Raw genomic sequence first — 18,320 nt, forward strand, 5'->3', positions numbered from 1 at the left:
TTCAGTAATAATTTCATTTAACACAACTTTTTGAAAATCAAATTTAGGAGATGTCATGGCTATCACAGCAACACTAGTGAAAGAATTAAGGGAAAAAACTAATGCCGGAATGATGGATTGCAAAAAAGCCCTTGAGGAAACTCAAGGGAATTTCGACGCAGCAATTGAATGGCTAAGAGTCAAAGGATTGTCTGCGGCAACTAAGAAAGCTGGTAGAATTGCAGCTGAAGGTTTAGTTTATGCAGAATCAAATGGCAAAGTAGGAGTTGTTGTAGAAATAAACTCTGAAACAGATTTCGTTGCCAGAAATGATGGTTTTAAAGAATTCGTTAAAAACATGGCTACCCATGTAACACAATCAGGCTCTACAGCTGATATCTTAAACCAAAGTTATTTTAAAAATCCCTCGCAAACCGTTGGCGATGTTTTAAAAGAAACTATTGCTAAAATTGGCGAAAATGTCGTTGTTCGAAGAACCCAAAAATTTGAATCAAGCCCAACAAGTTATGTTCATACCTACATTCATGGCGAAGGCAAAATTGGTGTCTTATTAGAAGTGGCTGCTGGAACCGCTGCCGCGTTAACTTCCCCTGATTTTAAAACTTTTACCCAAGATGTAGCTCTTCATATTGCCGCGATGAATCCAATGGCTTTATCATCGGCTCAAGTGCCTGCAGAAGTCGTTACTAAAGAAAAAGAAATCTTGAAGGCTAAAAATTTAGAACAAGGTAAAAAACCAGAAATGATTGAAAAAATTGTGGAAGGTCAAATTAGAAAATTCTTAGCAGAAAGCTGTCTTGTTGAACAAGCCTTTGTTAAAAATCCTGATTTGAAAGTTAATGATTACGCGAAAGAAACAGCTAAAAAACTTGGAACTACAGTTGAGATCAAAAGATTTACTCGTTTTGAACTTGGCGAAGGTATCGAGAAAAAATCTGCTGACTTTGCCGCTGAAGTCGCTGCCACAGTGAAAGGTCACTAATTTGAAAGGGCCAGTTTTTAAACGAATCTTACTCAAACTAAGCGGAGAGGCTTTGGCTGGTAAAAGCGGAACGGGTATTAACACGGCGGTTATTAAACAAATCGCTCAGGACATTGCCGTTGCATACAAAACAGGTGTGCAAATAGGTTTGGTTATCGGTGGTGGCAATATATTTAGAGGTATTGCCGCTAGTGCTGACGGAATGGATCGGGCCAGTTCTGACTATATGGGAATGCTTGCAACCATGATCAATTCTCTTGCCTTACAGGATGCTCTTGAAAAAGAAGGTATCCCTACCAGAGTTCAAAGCGCTATTGCAATGGCAGAAATTGCTGAGCCCTATATTCGAAGAAAAGCGATTCGCCATCTTGAAAAGGGAAGAATTGTCATATTTGGAGCTGGTACAGGTAACCCTTATTTCACAACAGATACAGCTGCTTCACTGAGAGCTATGGAAATAAATGCTGAAATAATTATGAAGGCCACCAAAGTTGATGGAATTTACGATAAAGACCCAGTAAAAAATAGTGATGCCAAAAAGTTTAGTCAAATCAGTTATATTGAAGTTTTAAACAAAGGCCTTCAAGTGATGGACTCTACTGCGATTAGCCTTTGCATGGACAATAAGCTTCCCATCATGACGTTTGATTTAATGAAATCTGGCAATATTTTGCGGGCCATTTTAGGTGAAGATATTGGAACTGTTGTTCAATAAACTGCAATAAGCAGTTCAATAGACAGCTCAATAAACGAGGAGAAATTAATGATTCAAAATGTTAAAAAAAACACTCAAGAGAAAATGGAAAAGTCATTAAAAGCATTGACCGAAGAGTTAAAAAAAGTTCGCACAGGAAAAGCTCAAGTTTCCATGCTTGATAATATTAAAGTTAATTACTATGGCTCTTTAGTTCCTCTTTCCCAAGTCGCTTCGATTTCTACCCCGGAACCACGTTCATTTATGATTGCTCCCTGGGAAAGCACTGTCCTTAAAGATATTGAAATGAGTTTGATAAAAAGTGATCTTGGCATGGCCCCAATGAATGATGGTAAAGTGATCCGCCTTAAGGTTCCCGATCTCACAGAAGAACGAAGAAAAGATCTTGTTAAACAAGTCAAAAAAACGGCCGAAGACATGCGCGTGGCCATTAGAATGTCTCGACGAGATGCTAACGATGAAGTAAAAAAAGCCTTAAAAGATAAGGCTATTTCTGAAGACGAGTCCAAAAAGTCAGAAACTGAAATTCAGAAAATGACGGATGATTATATCAAAAAAATCGATGTCTTAGCTGAAGAAAAAGAAAAATCACTATTAACAATTTAATAACTATTCAATAGGTCTCAAGTGAACTTAAAACTCCCTAAACACTTAGCAATAATTATGGATGGAAATGGCCGCTGGGCTAAGTTGAAAAACAAACCCAGGGTTGTTGGGCATGTCAAAGGAACAAAGGTTGCTAAACAAATAATTACTGATTGTTCAAGGTTAGGAATCCAAAATTTGACCCTCTATGCTTTCAGTACTGAAAACTGGTACCGTCCTCAAAATGAAGTTTCCTTTTTAATGAAAATACTTCGTCGCTACTTAAAAAAAGAAACGCAAAATCTGGTTAAAGAAAATATTCGGTTTTCAGTAATTGGAGATTTAAACAGACTACCATCAGATGTTATTGAAACCATTAAGAATTCCATTCAAGCGACGGCTACGTGTACAGGTCTAAATTTGATATTTGCTATCAGCTACGGCTCTCAACAAGAAATTACAGATGCCATGAAGTCTATCGGAAGAAGTTTGCTCACTGGTGAGCTAAATCTTGAGGATATTGATACGGCACTAATATCAAAACGTCTTTCCACATACCCAACTCCAGATCCTGATTTAATTTTACGAACCAGCGGTGAACAACGAATTTCTAATTTTTTGCTTTGGCAAGCGGCCTATGCTGAGTTTTATTTTACCGATGTCCTTTGGCCAAACTTTACCAAAAGTGACCTCCTAACCGCATTGGAATCCTTTACAAAAAGACAACGACGTTTTGGTGCATTGTCTGAGGCACATGAAAACCTTAATCACTAGAGGAATTTCAGCTCTTATTGCTTTGGCCTCTATTGCCTCTCTTTACTATTTTTTTAAAAAAGATGGGTTTAAAATTTTAATTTTTTTGGGAGTTTTAATTGGCAGTTATGAACTCATGACGATCTTATTTAAAGAGTCGGAGTCAAAATCTAATAAATTTGCTTTTTACCTTTTAGTCGTAAATGTTTTTGTTTTATCCAGCTTCTTTCCTCAATTTTCTGCAATTATTTTTGCATTTTTTAGTATTGTCTATTTACTTTTTAGTATTTTAATTTTGCACAAATTCGAAGACCTCAACGAATTAAATTTATTTCAAGCCAAAAGCATACTTGGATTTTTTTATCTCGGGTTGTTGCCCTCTTTTATGATCCAAATTCTTAATTTGCCTCACGGGATGATCTGGTTTAATTCCTTACTGGCGATTGTTTTTGCCGGTGATGTGGGCGCCTATTTGACAGGGATATCTTTAGGCAAAAAGAAAATAATGCCCCTCATATCGCCTAAGAAAACAATTGAAGGCTCTATTGGTGGCATTGTGTTTTCACTTTTAGCTAGCTTGGTTATCTCGTACCACTTCCTTCCCCAACTAAATTTGCTTTCCTTTTTGCTTTTAACTTTTGCAACTTCGGTAGTTGCCCAATTTGGTGATTTCTTTGAATCGGTACTAAAAAGAGTTGCCGAAGTAAAAGACTCTGGAAAAATTATGCCTGGACATGGAGGGATCCTAGATCGAATTGATGGAGTGCTATTTGGCGCCCCTATTGTTTTATTTGGGGCTATTCTTCTTGAGGGTTTATTAACTACCAGAGTCTAGTTTGTATTATACTTTGAGTTAACTGCTGAATTCAATTTTAACATTAATACGAAATATATATAATCTTTGAATGGACATTTTATTAAATTATTTACATTCGGGTTTTACACAAATTTTCTCTTTTGTTGTTTTATTAGGAGTGCTTGTTTTTGTTCATGAACTTGGACATTTTCTAGTGGCACTCTGGTGTGGGGTCAGAGTCGAAGTCTTCAGCCTTGGCTTTGGTAAAAAAATCTTTCAATTTCAAAAAAATGATACTAACTATTGCATCTCCCTAATTCCACTTGGTGGTTATGTCAAAATGTATGGCGAGCAGCCTGGGGATGAAATTCCTGAGGATCAAAAAAAATATTCTTTTACTCATAAAAAAGTGAGTCAAAGATTGGCTGTTGTAATCGCCGGTCCATTGATGAATTTATTTTTTGCCTTTTTAGTTTTTATGTTAGTCGCTTTTTCTGGAGAAACATATAAAGCTCCCTTTGTCGGAGAAGTTAGCCCAGGGTCCCGTGCAGAGAGTTTAGGTTTTTCCTCGGGTGATCGAATTGTTTCAGTCAATGAAGCTCCGATTACAACATGGGATCAATTTCAAGATCAATTAGACAAAAATTTGGATCAAAATATCTCCGTTAAAATTGAAAAGGAATCCGACAAAAAAGAACACATTATTCAAACTCAAGTGCTGCCTAAAAACAATCCCAATGTTGTATCCACTAAGAAATTTATTGGAGAAATCACCGGATTATCGATGCTCTCTTACGCACCTGCGGTTGCCGTTTCTACTACTTCTCCCCTTTACAAATTGGGCCTGCGCTCTGGTGATCGAATTGAATCTATAAATAGCATTAAGATCCCTAATTTTCGCGATTTGGAAGTCACCTTAAGATCTATCCTCATGTCTAAGAAAGATGACGAGCCCACCCAGAAAATTGTTTTTTCTGTCATTAGAAATGAAATCGATCCTAAAAAGACCACTCATCATGATTTCGTTTTAGATAGCTCAGGGTTGACTCCAGAATCAAATAAGATGATTTTGTCTAGTTTAGGTCTTGAATCCACTCAGTTGTATATCGATAAGATAATGCCTGATTCGCCAGCCGAAAAAGCCGGTTTAAGAAAAGGCGATAAAATTGTGTCCATTAATAAAAAACCAGTAAAAATCTGGGATGATATCCTGAATTCTATCAAAAGTTTTTCTAATACGGAAAAAACTTTGAGTCTTGAGTTCTTAAGAAATAATGAACCTCTTTCTATCTCTCTAGCTCCCGAAATGACAACTCACATGACTCTTCATGGAACCGAAGAAAAGCGTTTTACTATAGGAATCAGTCCATTGATTATTTATTCTCAACCTGAAGTTGTTGTGGTTTCAGAAAAAACATTTGGTGGCATCATCCACAGAGCTTTTGATAAAACTTGGGATATCAGTGTTATGACATTGCTCAGTTTTGTTAGATTAATTCAAAACCAAATCTCACCTAAAAATATTGGAGGAATATTTACCATTGCCCAAGCTGCTAACGAAACTTTTAAAATGGGCTTAAGTGCTTTTTTACAAATGATGGGGCTTATCTCCATAAATCTTTTTATCCTGAATTTATTACCAATCCCTGTTTTAGACGGTGGACATATAGTTTTTTACTGTATAGAAGCTATCAAGGGATCGCCATTAAGTCTAAGCAAGGTGGAAATAGCCCACAAGGTAGGAATGATTCTTTTATTCAGTTTAATGATATTTGCATTATTTAATGATTTTAAAAGAATGCTTGGATTCATGTAGCGTTAAAATTAAAAAATGTTAGAAAAAAAATTAAAAATACTTGCCGTTGAGACCTCAACAAATCTGGGTGGAGTTTCTTTTTTAGAGAATGACAGAATCCTTTATTTACAGACTTCTTCTGAACAGAAAAAGCACAGCGAACTTGTACATCACTTTATTGAGCGTGGTTTAATTGAAACAAATCTGAAACTCGCTGATTTTGATATTTTTGCCGTTTCTTCTGGGCCGGGAAGCTTTACAGGAATCAGAGTGGCTGTAAATACAGGGAAAACTTTTTCATACATTCATAAAAAGCCACTTGTTGGAATTTCTTCATTGGCATGTCTTGCCTTTCAAAACATGGAAGAAATCGTGAAGGCTTCTCAGTCTCTTGATACCCCTATCTGTCATATTTTCTGCATGATTAATGCCTTTAAAAACATGATCTATTTTGCCAAATTTCATCTTAATATCCCTTATTTAATAGAAGTTAAATCTCTCTATCAAAAAATTTCTAATTTGGATTTAATCAATTCTCTGACTGTTGAAACAACTCCTCAAGTTATTCCCGTTAAAGATCTAGGAAAAGTCCTAACTCGAACAAGTTGGATCCTTGGAGATGGCTTTGCTACTTACAATAATTTTTTCCCACAAGAAACCATTCCCTTTTTAAAACGAATAGAATCTTCTTCAGATTACCCCCTGGCCTCAAGTCTAGGAATTCTCGCCTACCATCATTTTGCTAAAAACTATCCTTCTACGACCTTTGAATGGAATTTGTTTACACCCCTTTACTTAAGAGCTTCTGAAGCCGAGGAGAATAAAAAAGGAATTTTATACTCACCACTTTAAGAGGTTCACATGGAATTAGTGAATAAAATAATGAGCTCTTCAAACAATGATTCCCCAAGTATTTGGGCCATCAACTCTGGTAAAGGTGGCGTGGGCAAAACCTTTATCACTTCAAGTTTAGCCTTAACCCTTTCTAAATTAAATCATACCGTTCTTGTAGTAGATCTTGATTTAAGCGGAGCAAACATTCATACAGCCCTGGGAATGAAACCCTCTCACATGAACTTGAGGCATTTTCTTGATGGTCAAAAAAAACTTTCAGAAATAATTATTCCTACTCCCTATCCAAAACTTTCCTACATTCAAGGAGTGTGGGACTCTTGGATTCCTTTTGATTTGTCTCAATTTGACGAGTATAGAATGAGTGCCGAACTAAAAAAATTGAAATATGATTATATACTTCTCGATTTTGGCGTAGGTTCTTTTGAAAAATTTTTTAATATTTACCTTGAATGCGATCAAAGATTGCTTATCTCTACCCCCGAGCCAACTTCAATTGAAAAAAACTATCGTTTTATTGAAAGTTATATCTGTCAAAATTTAAAAACGAAATCGACTCCTGAGGCTTATCAAAAATTAATAGCGACTCTAAGAGATTTTCGTCACAATGTTTTGGCTCAACCATTTTCATTTAAAAGCTATCTGAAAGAAAATGATGGATTAACTCTTGAACCATTTAACAAACTTAACAAGGAGCCCATCAGACTTATCATTAATGGAATCAGAAGTCCTGCTCTCTGCGATCTTGGATACTCAATTAAAAGCGTTTGCAAAAAATATTATGATTTGAATGTTGATTATATAGGGCATATCGATTTTGATAACTCTGTCTGGCAGTCAGTAAGTAATATGAAACCTGTTTTAATCGCCCAACCATTTACCCCTGTGGCAGGCCAATTTTTGACTTTATGTAAATATTTAACCGAAAATAGAAATCTTCAGATGGCTGCTTGATTTATTCTCGACTTAAGCCTTGTCGATTTATGATTGAAAAATCAGTACTAAAATCTATATAATTAAATAAGGCCTACCATAAGTAGGATATAAAATAATTTATAGGATTTAAATTATGATAGACATACACACGCGTTTTAATTTTTACGAAGTCTTAGAGCTTAACTCCAACTCAGCTCAACATGAAGTTTCGAAAGCCTATGAGCGGGCAAAATCCACTTACTCTGGGGAAAACCCCGCCATTTATACAATTTTTACAGATGGGGAAGCTCGAGAGTTGCTCACTTTAATTGAAGAAGCCTATTCGATTCTTGGCAACAAAACATTGCGAAATATTTATGATCAAAGGCTTCTTGGAAATACAAAAACAAATCCTGAAGATTTAACTTATGACTCTATCCTTAGTGCCAGTAAGCTCATTTTTAATGAACCTAAAAATGAAACTAAAAAAATTTCTTTTGAAAAAAATGAATCTTTTGAAAAAGAAATTTCGGATAACCATAATTGGACCGGTCCATTTTTAAAAAAAATCCGCGAGTATAAAGGCATTAGCATTGAAAAATTAAGTGAAATAATTAAGGTGAATCCTTATTATATAAAAGCTATCGAGTTAGAAGACGCAGCAAATTTACCTGCCGCAGTTTTTGTTAGAGGTTATGTCTCCCAGATAGCCAAAGAGCTCGGCCTAGTTCCTAAGTTAGTTGCTGATTCTTATATGAATAATTTTAAAAAAAATAAGAACTAAGCTCTACGATGTCACCAAGGATCATTCACATCTCTGTTCCGGAAAATACCGAAAGTCTTAGAATTGATAAGTATTTATCAAGTCACCCTGAAATTTTAACTCGATCAAGAGCCGAATATCTGATTGAGAATCATTTTGTAACCGTCAATAAAACAAACATTAAATCCTCTTATAAAATTAAAGCCCATGATCAAATTCAAATTTTAATCGCTGACTTGAAATTGGATCAACCTTTACAAAAACTGAACTTGGAATTAGAAATAATTTTCGAAGATGCAGATCTGATTGTTCTTAACAAGCCCTCTGGTTTGGTTGTTCATCCCGCAGCCGGTCATCAAAATGACACTCTTGTTAATGCACTCGTTAATCATACGGATCAGCTATCAATGAAATTTGGCGAAGACCGTCCGGGAATTGTTCACCGCATTGATAAAGAAACGAGTGGGCTTTTGGTCATAGCTAAAAATGATAAAAGTCATTTGCATTTATCTCAACAGTTTAAGGCAAGATCAATTCAAAGGAGGTACGAGGCTGTTGTTCTGGGCCTATTTCAACCACCCCAGGGTCAAATCATTTCCTATTTAGCTAGACACCCTAAGGAAAGAAAAAGATTTGCTTCTGTTAGGGATAAAAACCAAAAAATAGTTACCGACACCAAAACGCCACCTTCCATTGGCAAATTGGCCATTACTAATTTCAACTTACTTAAAACTAGCTCGAAGTTAAGTTTGGTCGAATTAAAACTTGAAACAGGAAGAACTCATCAAATTCGAATTCATTTAAGCGAAAAAGGCTTTCCTCTGCTTGGCGACCCCCTTTATGGAAATTCTTCCAGAGAAAAAATATTGAGTGCTGATATTAAAAAAGACTTTGCAGTTTTTAATCGTTTTTTCCTTCACGCAAAATGCATAGGATTTATTCATCCCAATACGGGTAAAGAGCTTTACTTTGAGCAAGATTGGCCAGATAAAGAAAAAGAATTTATTTTGAAATGGATTAAATAATGATATTAAAAAGTTATCAACATGGCCACTGCTTTGAGGATGAGTCCTTTTTGGTATTTTTTTGGCAATAGATTTTTGTCTAAAACTTCCCTACTCGATTTATATCCTTATCCCTTTACAGAACTAAGTCAAACCCATGGAGACACTCTTGTTGAACAACATCTAAACGCTCCGATAAGTTCGACCCAAGCTGATGCCCACTATACTCATAGTAATAAATTCGGACTCTTGATAAAAACAGCTGATTGTGTACCCATTTTTGTTTTTGATTCTTCCCTTAATACTTCTCTGGCCATTCACGCCGGCTGGAGAGGCATCGAAAATCAAATTGTTATTAAATCAATCCACCAACTTTTCCAGAAATCTACAAGTTTGACTTTACTTATAGGTCCATTCATTCATCAAGAATCCTTCGAAGTAGATACTGATGTAAAGGAAAGGCTTTTAAATACTCTCCCTGAGAACTTTAGAGAGCTCTGTTTTATAGAAAATAAGAACGACCATCAAAAATTTTTGATTGATCTTAAAATGATTTTACTTTTTCACCTAAAGATTGCTTTTCCAAAAAAAGAATTCAACTTTTTAGACTTACAAATAAATACTTACACGAATTTAAAATATAATTCTTTTCGAAGAGATAAAACTAAAACCGAAAGAAATTATTCTTTCATTATGAGAAAATGACAATAATGTTTTCCAATTACTTTGCTATTGGTTTTTCAAATTCATTAATTATCTTCCAGGCAATGACAATACTTTCGTCTTTTGGGTCAATTCTAACAACTTGAAATACAACGACGGCATCATACCTGTTTTCTGCTATGGAACGCAAAACATAGGACATTCCAACAACAACTGATGTTCTCTCCTTATAAAGAATTCCATTGTTGCGGACACCAGAATTAGCCCACTTATTCCTTTCCGCTTTCCAAATATAATCGGGTTTATTATTTAATGAGTTATACTCAATTGCATAAGAAATGGAAGTGACTTTCTCATTAAGATCACGAATATCTATCTTTCCAAGTTGGGCCATAAATCCAAAGTCCAAACCACTAAAACCAACAGAAAATTCAGGCTTATTGTTTGTTTTAGAATACTGAACATCACTTCCTAAACCATATTCGTTGGTTTTATCTTTGAACTGATAATAAGAGCCTCCACCATTTACAAGGATTGGCTTTTTTTCATTATGCGAATCATTAGGAAACAATCTTGCAAGACCTGTATTTGAATCCTTTAGAAAATCGGCATATTTATCGATGTCTTCTTTTGCGGGAGCGATAATCTTTCCCTCTAGAACAGCTATTTTTTTTCTTAATTCAACCAACTCATCCACCGCTTTGTTTCTTTCATCATCTGAAACAGAATAAGGCGCCGGCGAGTCCTTTAAGAACGGAGATGGAATATCATAATTTTTTTTAACATTTGAATCAGAGGAATTCCCACAACTGGCCATAACCATTGAAAAGAAGGCCCCAAAAAGTACATATAAATATTTTTTCATAAAATTATAAACACTTAAATTTCATTTCAACATTGTAGGCTTTTCCCAAAGCAGCGTCTCCAACAATTCCACCAAGTCCCACGATTCCACCTGCTGTCGATTCATTTTTTCCACCAAAAACATGAACCATACCCCCAGCAGCAGTAGCAACCTTGGACGCAGTCTTAGCCGTTTTGTAATCATTTTCGTTCATAGTTCCAGTATATTTTTTGTCCTCAGTAATAATAGCTGCAGATTTCCCGTTTTGTTCACAGAAATGATTTGCCTGAGCTATTGCGTTTTGAGCGCCCTCGTCATGATCATCAGACTTAATAACAACGCGATGAACCCCATCAACCCCAGGGCGAACATCTCTATGATGAGCACAAGAAACTAAGTTGATAACCACAAAGCTAAGAAGTACTAAAACATTTTTTTTCATAAAGAAAACTCCTTATTAATAACAATATCCCTATATAAATACTCAATTTTTATAATTATGTAATCATAAATTTATTGTCTTTTGTTTAGACAGTATAATTTACTAGCTTAGTTAGAGCTACAACAGAGTGAACAGAGAAGTTAACTATTCAGTATGGGTTTTTCCATGAAAGTTTTTAAGTGTTTCTGACTGGTACTTTCCGTTTTCATAAGAATAGAGTTCTGATGGAATTGGCTTTGGTTTTCCCATGGAGTCTTCTTCGTAGCCTCTAAATAAAATTTGGATGTCGTGATGAGATTTAGTTGAATTTTTCAGTAAAGTGAATTGACCAAAATACTCAAAACAGGGAAGTTTCTCCTTTTTGCACGTCAATAAATTGCTCGCAGATAATGGGATATTGCCAATTTCAATAATTTTATCTACACCGAGTGAAAACACTTTTAAGTCTTCTGAACAAAAATCATTTTCACATCTTTTTTTAACAAAAAATAAGGCTTCTTCCTGAGAAGAAATTTTTTTTAATTCAAATTTTGGTTTTTGTTTTGAGTCCAATTGAAAAACCTCCATGTTTTTTGAAAGAATTTGACCTTCTTTTTGATTTACAATTGAAAATGAGTCTTTATTTTTATCAACGTCTACTTTCGAGTCTTTTGAATCTGCCAAATCTTTCGAATCTTTTAAAGATAGCGGAGTCGATTTCAACACAAACCAAACAGAGTTTTTATTAATTAAACTTTTTGCCTCATAATAAAATGTCCAAAGTTGATCTTGATGGGTCCATTCTTTTAATAAAGGAGCCTCTATGGAAAATAGATTTTTTAATAATAGCTCCCTTTGTGATGAAAAGTTTGAAAACTGATTTATATAAAAAGCTAAAAAAACCACAGAACAAAAAGTTAGAAATAACCGCCAATTTTTTCCCATTGCTTACGACTAAACTCCTTCAATTATATCGAGTCAAAGGCAAAACTAAGGATTCAATCCTCCTACCCGTTCAATTTTAAAATATACTTAAATGCTTTGCGTTAGAAAAAGTTAAAATTTCTTGAACTTAATCTTCATAACCTATTATTTAAATAGAACAAATTGTGAGGGGGTTTACAATGAAGTTAACCGACTTGTTTTTTCTTATGTTTTCAATAATTGCTCTGATCCAGGATGCGAAGGCAATTAACAGAAATATTCCTTCTTTGGTTGCAAATAAAAATGCTCTCATTGAAGCACAATATCAAAAATCGATTCAGCTTTTGTTTCATAATTTGTCTCCCTATGACGGCCTAAAGGGTGCTATCGTTGCCTCCCCCAGCAACGTTAACCCAAATTATTATTTTAATTGGGTCAGAGATGCTGCCTTAACCGCTGAGAGCCTCATCGCTGTTTATAATGCCACGACATCTAGAAATACCTATTTAAGATCTTCAATCAAAAGCTTCCTTTTGGATTTTATCAATTTTAATATCCAAATTCAAAAAGATAGTCTTTTGCATGCTGGCCTAGGGGAACCTCGTTTTTTGGTTAATGGCAGAACTGACACTCTCCCCTGGGGGCGACCTCAAAATGACGGTCCAGCCCTTCGAAGTGCTGTCAATATTGAAATTTTGTCCTTAGCCTCTAAAGAAAACTGGCCTGAGTTTGAGCCCTTGTTAAAAAAATTATATGATCCAAATACTAATAATGTTTCCCTCGTTAAAAGCGACCTCGAATATGTAGCTCATTATTGGATGAATCCCACTATTGATTTATGGGAAGAATTTTATGGCTATCATTTCTATACTCTTATGACGCAAAGAAAATCACTCTATTACGGCGCTGCCTTAGCTAAAGTTTTAAAGGACACCGAAAGTTCCAATTTTTATCTTAATGAGCTTAAAAAAGCTGAAAACCGGCTCCAGTCTTTTTGGAATCCAAATATTAATTACATTCTTGCTAGTTTTTACGCCAACCAATCTCCCTTTATTGAATCTAGTGCCAAAAGAAAATCTAGGGTCGTAAATAAATCTCAGTTAGATATTGCCGTATTACTTGGCGTTTTGCATGCTGAGGTAAATCAGCTTTCTTTTTCTGTCAGTGACCCTAGGGTTTTTTCGAGCTATCTCACATTAAAGAGAATGTTTTCTCAAATTTATTCCATTAACAACGAGTCTTCTCTAAATACTGCTTTTGGTCGTTATCCTGAAGATACTTATGACGGTTATTCTCCAAATTCACGCGGAAATCCATGGATTCTTACAACCGCCGCAGCCGCGGAATACAATTATCGACTGGCTTTAGATTACTTAAATAATCAAAAAATTTTGATCAATTTTGCAAATGTTAATTATTTTTCAAGTGTGGTCAAATTTCAACTCATCGAGGGGCAAACTATAAATGTCAGCCAGCCTGAATTTAAACTGATCATCAATAGTTTAATTAATGAAGGCGACCTTTACATGTTACGAATTTTATATCATGCAAATCCAGACGGATCCCTCTCAGAACAGTACAATCGTGAAAATGGTTACATGCAGGGAGCCCCCCACTTGACTTGGAGCTACGCTGCTTATATTACTGCAAAAATAAAAAGAGATCAGGTAATAGCTCGCGTTAGTAATAGAAAAAATTTATAATGTGTTTTAGATTGGCGATTACGTTCATTTTTAAAAACACTTTTGATTGGATAAATGTATGGAAATAAAAAAAACAATTTTAAATCCTGAAGGTTTGCATGCCAGACCCGCTGGACAACTAGCAAAGTTAGCTGCTTCATTTAAAAGCAAAATTGAAATTTCCTTCAATCAAAAAACAGTCAATGCCAAATCTTCCATGAGTTTGATGACATTAGGAATCTCCCATAATTCAGAAATCACGATTAAAGCAGATGGCCCGGATGCAGAAGAAGCTCTTAAAAAAGTGGCCTCTTTAGTTGATAATCATTTTGTTGTGTGATCTGCATGAACAATCAATCCATTGCGCTTAAAGGTCAGAAAGCATCCCCAGGACTCGGATATGGTCCTGTTGTTTTTATCAATCATTTTGATGTTAAAAAAAATCTTCCTCTTCTTGCAAAACAAGATTTTAATTCAAACGATCAAATTACTCTTCTTGAAAAAGCTCTTGCTAAATCTTTAGGTGATTTAGAAGATTTAAAATCAAGGTTTGCCAAACAAGAAGCATCAAAAATTGAAATTTTGGAAGCCCATCAAGCCCTGATTAGCGATCCAGAAGTGTTTGATCAATCCGTCGAGAAAATAAATACGGATAAAAAGTTTGCATTTGTTGCCTACCAAGAAGTGATTTCTTCTTTTAAAGACCTATTTTCTAGCGTGGATGATCCTTATATTAAGCAACGAGTACTCGACCTAGATGATATCTCTAATAGAGTTTTATTTTATATTGCAAATCCTAACCTAAAGTACTCTGAAATTTCAATCGAAAAACCCTCTATTGTTGTCGCCAAAGATATGACCCCTTCAGAAATTCTAAGCCTCGACAAAACCAAAATCTTAGGAATTGTTTTGTATGACGGAAGCCCTCAGTCACATACCTCTATTATTGCAAGATCCATGGAAATTCCTTGCGTCGTCAATCTACATGAACTTGAGCGAGTAAATGTCGCCAATTTTAAAGATTTAATTTTGGATGGTGATTCCGGAAATGTAATTCTTAATCCTAACGAAAAGGATATTGTTAGTTTTCAAAATAAAATTTTAGTTTTAAATGCTCATAAAAAATATTTATCCACTTTTATTGGAAAACCAACCAAATCGAAATCAGGGCAGCTGATTCCTTTGGGGGCCAATATTTCGGGACCTCAGGATATCGATTCTGTTTTAAAAAATGATGCTGAATTGGTAGGTCTTTACAGAACTGAGTTTTTATTTTTAGATAGGGCGGCAGCCCCCTCAGAAAATGAACAATATGAGACTTATTGTGAAGTATTTAAAAAATTAGGACACAAACGAATTATTTTAAGAACTCTAGATATTGGTGGCGATAAGGAAGCCCCTTATATTAATGTAGGACAGGAAGAAAATCCTTTCCTTGGCGTCAGGGGAATTCGTTTATGCTTGCGCAATAAAGAATTATTTTATGGGCAGCTTAAAGCTGTTTTACGAGCATCAAAATACTGTTCCGACTTGGGCATCATGTTTCCAATGGTTTCAACAATTAGTGAAATCAAAGAAGCAAAATCTTTATTCAATGAAATAAAAGTTGAGTTACAAAGTCAAAATATTGAAATCGGTAAGAAAATCAATCTGGGCGTTATGATGGAAGTCCCTTCCCTAGCATGGATTCTTTCTGAGGTTTCTAAAGAGGTTTCTTTTATAAGTATTGGCACTAACGATCTGTTTCAATATTCAAATGCCTGCGATCGAATGAATTCAAATTTGAAGTCGATCTCGTCACCTACCCATGAAGGCTTTTTAAGATTTATAAAATTTATTGTGACTGAGGCAAAAACTTATAATTTACACGTAGGGGTTTGCGGTTCTATTGCTCATCATCCAGATATTATGCCCTTCTTAATTTCAACAGGAGTCCATGACTTAAGTATGACGGCTCAACATATTCTGGAGTCTAGAGCAAAAATCTCTGAACTGAATTAATTTAGTGCCAGTTAAAGCTAATTTAGAGCTAATTTACAAATTCATCATCGTCGACATCCAAACGAAAATGGCGGACGAAAATGGTGGCCAGAGAGGGAATTGAACCCCCGACACAAGGATTTTCAGTCCTCTGCTCTACCGACTGAGCTACCTGGCCAACGGAATTAAAAGCGTGAAAAAAATAGTTACCGATCTGAGCTCGGATTGTCAAGAATTAAAAGCGTTATCTAAATCTCGAATTAAATCTTTGATGTCCTCAACTCCAACAGACAAGCGAATCAAGGTATCACTTATTCCCAATATTTTTCTTTTCTCAATAGGAACACTGGCGTGAGTCATGATTGCAGGATGCTCAATTAAAGATTCAACTCCACCAAGACTTTCGGCAAGAGAAAAAATTTCTACTTTTTCTAAAAACCTTCTAGCTGAGGATAAATCTCCTTTGATATAAAAAGTGATCATTCCCCCAAAGCCTAGCATTTGTTTTTTCGCCAACTCGTGCTGGGGATGGCTTTTTAAACCAGGATAAATAACCCTTTCGACCTTGGAATGGTTTTCTAAATAATTTGCAATCTGAATGGCATTTTGTTCGTGAGCTTTCATCCTCAAGGGCAGAGTTTTCAAACTTCGTAAGGCCAGAAAAGAATCAAATGGAGACTGAATGGCACCCATTGAGTTACTTAAAAATGCCAATTTCTCTGCCAGATCTGGCCTGTTTGTTACGGCGATGCCGCCAATCATATCTGAATGACCCCCTAAATATTTAGTGGCCGAGTGAACAACTATATCAGCACCAAGATCAAGAGGACGTTGAAAAACGGGACTCATGAATGTGTTATCAACAACAGAAATAATGTTTTTGCTTTTTGCCAATTCTGAAATAGCTTGGATATCTGCTAATTTCATTGTCGGATTTGTTGGTGATTCTAACCAGACCATTTTAGTTTCAGAGGTTACTGATTTCAAAAAATTTTGTGTGTCAGTCAAATCAACAAAAGTAAAGTTTAAACCTAAGGGCCTCAAAACTTTGTCAAACAATCTAAAGGTTCCTCCATAAAGATCATCCATCACGATGATATGATCGTTATTTTTAAGCATGCTCAAAATCGTCGTAGTTGCCGCACAGCCAGAAGCAAATGCAAAACCAAATTTTCCATTTTCTAAACTTGCCAAACAGTTTTCATAGGCTTTTCTTGTAGGGTTATGAGTTCTTGAATATTCCCAACCTTTATGAACTCCCGGAGACTCTTGAACATAGGTGGAAGTCAGATAAACAGGAGTCATAATGGCTCCCGTGGTAGGATCCGGTTGTTGTCCAGCGTGAATAGCTCTGGTAGCCAGGCCCAGCTCAAGATTATTTTTTTTCATAAACCAAGCTCCTTAAAATATTCTTCAAAAGTCGTAATTTTATTAAATACAGCCCCAAGATCATTAGGTTTTAAAAACCCATTTTCAATCATCCATTGATCGTTGAAGACCTTACTAAGATAGGCTTTACCATTATCGGGCATTAAAACCAAAATATCCTTTGGTTCATTGAATTTTTGTGAATAGGCTATGGCACCCACCAAGGCCATAGAACTTGAGGGTCCTACACACAAGGCTTCTTTTTGGATTAATTCTCGAGTCATCAAAAATGAATCCTTATCTGTTACATTTACAAAATCATCTATGAACTGTAATTGAACATTCTCAGGTAAAAAATCTTCCCCAACGCCCTCTACTTTATAGCTGTGTGCAGGAGTCACAACTTTTTTATGATAAAATAAATCACTTAAAATACTTCCATAGGGGTCAGCACAAACAATTTTAATCTGTGGATTTTTTTCTTTCAAAAATCGACCCACACCAGAAATAGTTCCACCTGTACCAGCGCCTGCAACAAAGATATCTAACTTGCCATTCATTTGTTCCCAAATTTCTGGCCCTGTCATTTGATAATGACGTTCTCGGTTATCTTTATTGTGATATTGATTAGCGTAAAAACAATTTGTGGTATTTTCAGCAAGTCTCTTAGCTACATTGACATAATATCTTGGATCTTGAGGATCTACTCCCATGGGGGTTATTAATACCTTGGCCCCATAGGCCGACAAAATGGCTCTTTTTTCTGAACTAATTTTGTCAGGCATTACGAAAATACATTTATATCCTTTCGTCGCAGCTATAAAAGCTAAGCCTAACCCCGTGTTCCCAGAGGTGGCTTCAATAATTGTTCCTCCCGGTTTTAGTTCGCCCCTTTTTTCAGCTCCCTCAATCAAGGCTAAAGCGATTCGATCTTTTACACTTCCGCCTGGATTAAAATATTCAACTTTAACAAAGAAATTATGAATAGAGCTCTTTGTAATATTGTTGAGTTTAATAATGGGAGTGTTCCCAATTGTTTCTGCTATGTTTTGATATATTTTTTGCATTATTTAGTCATAGCCTGAGCTTTTATTGTCTGCAACTTATTAAAAACATTACCTATTTGAGTCGAAACATTACCAGAATAAGTTATTTTAAGTTCGATACAAAGTTTCCGTACATAAAGTAAATCGGGAGCCTCTTTCATTAGCTCTTCAACTAATTTCTCATATTTGCTAATTTTTTCGTTAGCTACTTCAGCTGATTTTATTGACATAT

Annotated in this window: 20 protein-coding genes and 1 tRNA gene; 14 read left to right on the top strand and 7 right to left on the bottom strand. The window is 35.5% G+C overall.

Features of this window, described 5'->3' with window-relative positions; translation table 11 throughout:
• Positions 1 to 55 precede the first annotated feature (55 nt).
• The 11 genes from J0M15_00610 to J0M15_00660 all read left to right on the top strand — a co-directional run bounded on the left by J0M15_00610 (position 56) and on the right by J0M15_00660 (position 9,865).
• Positions 56 to 982: an elongation factor Ts gene (locus J0M15_00610; GenBank protein ID MBN8535526.1), complete on the top strand. Its 927-nt coding sequence runs from the start codon at positions 56 to 58 to the stop codon at positions 980 to 982.
• Position 983: 1 nt separating this feature from the next.
• Complete coding sequence (locus tag J0M15_00615) at positions 984 to 1,697, top strand: UMP kinase (GenBank protein ID MBN8535527.1); 714 nt, start codon at positions 984 to 986, stop codon at positions 1,695 to 1,697.
• Between the two features lie 48 nt (positions 1,698 to 1,745).
• Complete coding sequence (frr, locus tag J0M15_00620) at positions 1,746 to 2,303, top strand: ribosome recycling factor (GenBank protein MBN8535528.1); 558 nt, start codon at positions 1,746 to 1,748, stop codon at positions 2,301 to 2,303.
• A 21-nt stretch (positions 2,304 to 2,324) separates the two neighbouring features.
• Positions 2,325 to 3,056 carry an isoprenyl transferase gene (locus J0M15_00625; protein MBN8535529.1) on the top strand — a complete coding sequence of 244 codons (732 nt, stop codon included), beginning with the start codon at positions 2,325 to 2,327 and terminating at the stop codon, positions 3,054 to 3,056.
• On the top strand, positions 3,037 to 3,870 hold the full coding sequence (locus J0M15_00630; protein ID MBN8535530.1) for a phosphatidate cytidylyltransferase: 834 nt from the start codon (positions 3,037 to 3,039) through the stop codon (positions 3,868 to 3,870). The genes J0M15_00625 and J0M15_00630 overlap by 20 nt, the downstream gene beginning before the upstream one ends.
• A 70-nt stretch (positions 3,871 to 3,940) precedes the next feature.
• Positions 3,941 to 5,647: an RIP metalloprotease RseP gene (gene rseP / locus J0M15_00635; protein MBN8535531.1), complete on the top strand. Its 1,707-nt coding sequence runs from the start codon at positions 3,941 to 3,943 to the stop codon at positions 5,645 to 5,647.
• A gap of 15 nt (positions 5,648 to 5,662) precedes the next feature.
• On the top strand, positions 5,663 to 6,478 hold the full coding sequence (tsaB, locus tag J0M15_00640) for a tRNA (adenosine(37)-N6)-threonylcarbamoyltransferase complex dimerization subunit type 1 TsaB (protein MBN8535532.1): 816 nt from the start codon (positions 5,663 to 5,665) through the stop codon (positions 6,476 to 6,478).
• A gap of 9 nt (positions 6,479 to 6,487) precedes the next feature.
• Entirely contained in the window at positions 6,488 to 7,432 is a 945-nt protein-coding gene (locus tag J0M15_00645; protein ID MBN8535533.1) for a P-loop NTPase, read from the top strand.
• A gap of 115 nt (positions 7,433 to 7,547) precedes the next feature.
• Positions 7,548 to 8,177 carry a helix-turn-helix domain-containing protein gene (locus tag J0M15_00650; GenBank protein MBN8535534.1) on the top strand — a complete coding sequence of 210 codons (630 nt, stop codon included), beginning with the start codon at positions 7,548 to 7,550 and terminating at the stop codon, positions 8,175 to 8,177.
• A gap of 8 nt (positions 8,178 to 8,185) precedes the next feature.
• The gene (locus J0M15_00655; GenBank protein ID MBN8535535.1) at positions 8,186 to 9,181 is read left to right on the top strand and encodes an RluA family pseudouridine synthase; all 996 of its coding nucleotides are present in this window, start codon (positions 8,186 to 8,188) and stop codon (positions 9,179 to 9,181) included.
• A gap of 21 nt (positions 9,182 to 9,202) precedes the next feature.
• Positions 9,203 to 9,865: a polyphenol oxidase family protein gene (locus J0M15_00660; protein MBN8535536.1), complete on the top strand. Its 663-nt coding sequence runs from the start codon at positions 9,203 to 9,205 to the stop codon at positions 9,863 to 9,865.
• A 16-nt stretch (positions 9,866 to 9,881) separates the two neighbouring features.
• Here J0M15_00660 and J0M15_00665 read toward each other — a convergent pair whose 3' ends face one another.
• The 3 genes from J0M15_00665 to J0M15_00675 all read right to left on the bottom strand — a co-directional run bounded on the left by J0M15_00665 (position 9,882) and on the right by J0M15_00675 (position 12,033).
• Entirely contained in the window at positions 9,882 to 10,688 is an 807-nt protein-coding gene (locus J0M15_00665; GenBank protein MBN8535537.1) for a hypothetical protein, read from the bottom strand.
• Between the two features lie 4 nt (positions 10,689 to 10,692).
• Positions 10,693 to 11,109: a hypothetical protein gene (locus tag J0M15_00670; protein ID MBN8535538.1), complete on the bottom strand. Its 417-nt coding sequence runs from the start codon at positions 11,107 to 11,109 to the stop codon at positions 10,693 to 10,695.
• A 144-nt stretch (positions 11,110 to 11,253) separates the two neighbouring features.
• Positions 11,254 to 12,033, bottom strand: coding sequence for a hypothetical protein (locus J0M15_00675; protein ID MBN8535539.1), 780 nt, complete (start codon positions 12,031 to 12,033; stop codon positions 11,254 to 11,256).
• 179 nt (positions 12,034 to 12,212) lie between these two features.
• Between J0M15_00675 and J0M15_00680 the strand changes: the two genes are divergently transcribed.
• Genes J0M15_00680 through ptsP form a run of 3 tightly spaced genes read left to right on the top strand, consistent with a single transcriptional unit; the run spans position 12,213 to position 15,695 of the window.
• Positions 12,213 to 13,715 carry a glycoside hydrolase family 15 protein gene (locus J0M15_00680; protein ID MBN8535540.1) on the top strand — a complete coding sequence of 501 codons (1,503 nt, stop codon included), beginning with the start codon at positions 12,213 to 12,215 and terminating at the stop codon, positions 13,713 to 13,715.
• Positions 13,716 to 13,773: 58 nt separating this feature from the next.
• On the top strand, positions 13,774 to 14,034 hold the full coding sequence (locus tag J0M15_00685; protein MBN8535541.1) for an HPr family phosphocarrier protein: 261 nt from the start codon (positions 13,774 to 13,776) through the stop codon (positions 14,032 to 14,034).
• Between the two features lie 5 nt (positions 14,035 to 14,039).
• A complete protein-coding gene (gene ptsP / locus J0M15_00690) occupies positions 14,040 to 15,695 on the top strand; it encodes a phosphoenolpyruvate--protein phosphotransferase (GenBank protein MBN8535542.1) in 1,656 nt (551 codons plus the stop codon).
• Between the two features lie 81 nt (positions 15,696 to 15,776).
• Here ptsP and J0M15_00695 read toward each other — a convergent pair.
• From J0M15_00695 to J0M15_00710, 4 genes are all read right to left on the bottom strand, one after another.
• Positions 15,777 to 15,852, bottom strand: a tRNA-Phe gene (locus J0M15_00695).
• 50 nt (positions 15,853 to 15,902) lie between these two features.
• Positions 15,903 to 17,063 carry a cystathionine gamma-synthase gene (locus J0M15_00700; protein MBN8535543.1) on the bottom strand — a complete coding sequence of 387 codons (1,161 nt, stop codon included), beginning with the start codon at positions 17,061 to 17,063 and terminating at the stop codon, positions 15,903 to 15,905.
• Positions 17,060 to 18,109, bottom strand: a complete 1,050-nt coding sequence (locus J0M15_00705) for a cysteine synthase family protein (GenBank protein MBN8535544.1) — start codon at positions 18,107 to 18,109, stop codon at positions 17,060 to 17,062. Before J0M15_00705 ends, J0M15_00700 begins: the two co-directional genes overlap by 4 nt.
• Positions 18,109 to 18,318: a hypothetical protein gene (locus tag J0M15_00710; protein MBN8535545.1), complete on the bottom strand. Its 210-nt coding sequence runs from the start codon at positions 18,316 to 18,318 to the stop codon at positions 18,109 to 18,111. The genes J0M15_00705 and J0M15_00710 overlap by 1 nt, the downstream gene beginning before the upstream one ends.
• Between the last annotated feature and the right edge of the window lie 2 nt (positions 18,319 to 18,320).

The organism is Deltaproteobacteria bacterium (assembly GCA_017302835.1).
GTDB lineage: Bacteria > Bdellovibrionota > Bdellovibrionia > Bdellovibrionales > Bdellovibrionaceae > UBA2316.

What these genes read in the sequence shown, in the direction of transcription:
- J0M15_00610 (MBN8535526.1), top strand. Translation starts at nt 56, where the DNA reads ATGGCTATCACAGCAACACTAGTGAAAGAATTAAGGGAAAAAACTAAT.
- frr (MBN8535528.1), top strand. Translation starts at nt 1,746, where the DNA reads ATGATTCAAAATGTTAAAAAAAACACTCAAGAGAAAATGGAAAAGTCA.
- J0M15_00630 (MBN8535530.1), top strand. Translation starts at nt 3,037, where the DNA reads ATGAAAACCTTAATCACTAGAGGAATTTCAGCTCTTATTGCTTTGGCC.
- rseP (MBN8535531.1), top strand. Translation starts at nt 3,941, where the DNA reads ATGGACATTTTATTAAATTATTTACATTCGGGTTTTACACAAATTTTC.
- tsaB (MBN8535532.1), top strand. Translation starts at nt 5,663, where the DNA reads ATGTTAGAAAAAAAATTAAAAATACTTGCCGTTGAGACCTCAACAAAT.
- J0M15_00645 (MBN8535533.1), top strand. Translation starts at nt 6,488, where the DNA reads ATGGAATTAGTGAATAAAATAATGAGCTCTTCAAACAATGATTCCCCA.
- J0M15_00650 (MBN8535534.1), top strand. Translation starts at nt 7,548, where the DNA reads ATGATAGACATACACACGCGTTTTAATTTTTACGAAGTCTTAGAGCTT.
- J0M15_00655 (MBN8535535.1), top strand. Translation starts at nt 8,186, where the DNA reads ATGTCACCAAGGATCATTCACATCTCTGTTCCGGAAAATACCGAAAGT.
- J0M15_00660 (MBN8535536.1), top strand. Translation starts at nt 9,203, where the DNA reads ATGGCCACTGCTTTGAGGATGAGTCCTTTTTGGTATTTTTTTGGCAAT.
- J0M15_00665 (MBN8535537.1), bottom strand. Translation starts at nt 10,688, where the DNA reads ATGAAAAAATATTTATATGTACTTTTTGGGGCCTTCTTTTCAATGGTT.
- J0M15_00670 (MBN8535538.1), bottom strand. Translation starts at nt 11,109, where the DNA reads ATGAAAAAAAATGTTTTAGTACTTCTTAGCTTTGTGGTTATCAACTTA.
- J0M15_00675 (MBN8535539.1), bottom strand. Translation starts at nt 12,033, where the DNA reads ATGGGAAAAAATTGGCGGTTATTTCTAACTTTTTGTTCTGTGGTTTTT.
- J0M15_00680 (MBN8535540.1), top strand. Translation starts at nt 12,213, where the DNA reads ATGAAGTTAACCGACTTGTTTTTTCTTATGTTTTCAATAATTGCTCTG.
- J0M15_00685 (MBN8535541.1), top strand. Translation starts at nt 13,774, where the DNA reads ATGGAAATAAAAAAAACAATTTTAAATCCTGAAGGTTTGCATGCCAGA.
- ptsP (MBN8535542.1), top strand. Translation starts at nt 14,040, where the DNA reads ATGAACAATCAATCCATTGCGCTTAAAGGTCAGAAAGCATCCCCAGGA.
- J0M15_00700 (MBN8535543.1), bottom strand. Translation starts at nt 17,063, where the DNA reads ATGAAAAAAAATAATCTTGAGCTGGGCCTGGCTACCAGAGCTATTCAC.
- J0M15_00705 (MBN8535544.1), bottom strand. Translation starts at nt 18,109, where the DNA reads ATGCAAAAAATATATCAAAACATAGCAGAAACAATTGGGAACACTCCC.
- J0M15_00710 (MBN8535545.1), bottom strand. Translation starts at nt 18,318, where the DNA reads ATGTCAATAAAATCAGCTGAAGTAGCTAACGAAAAAATTAGCAAATAT.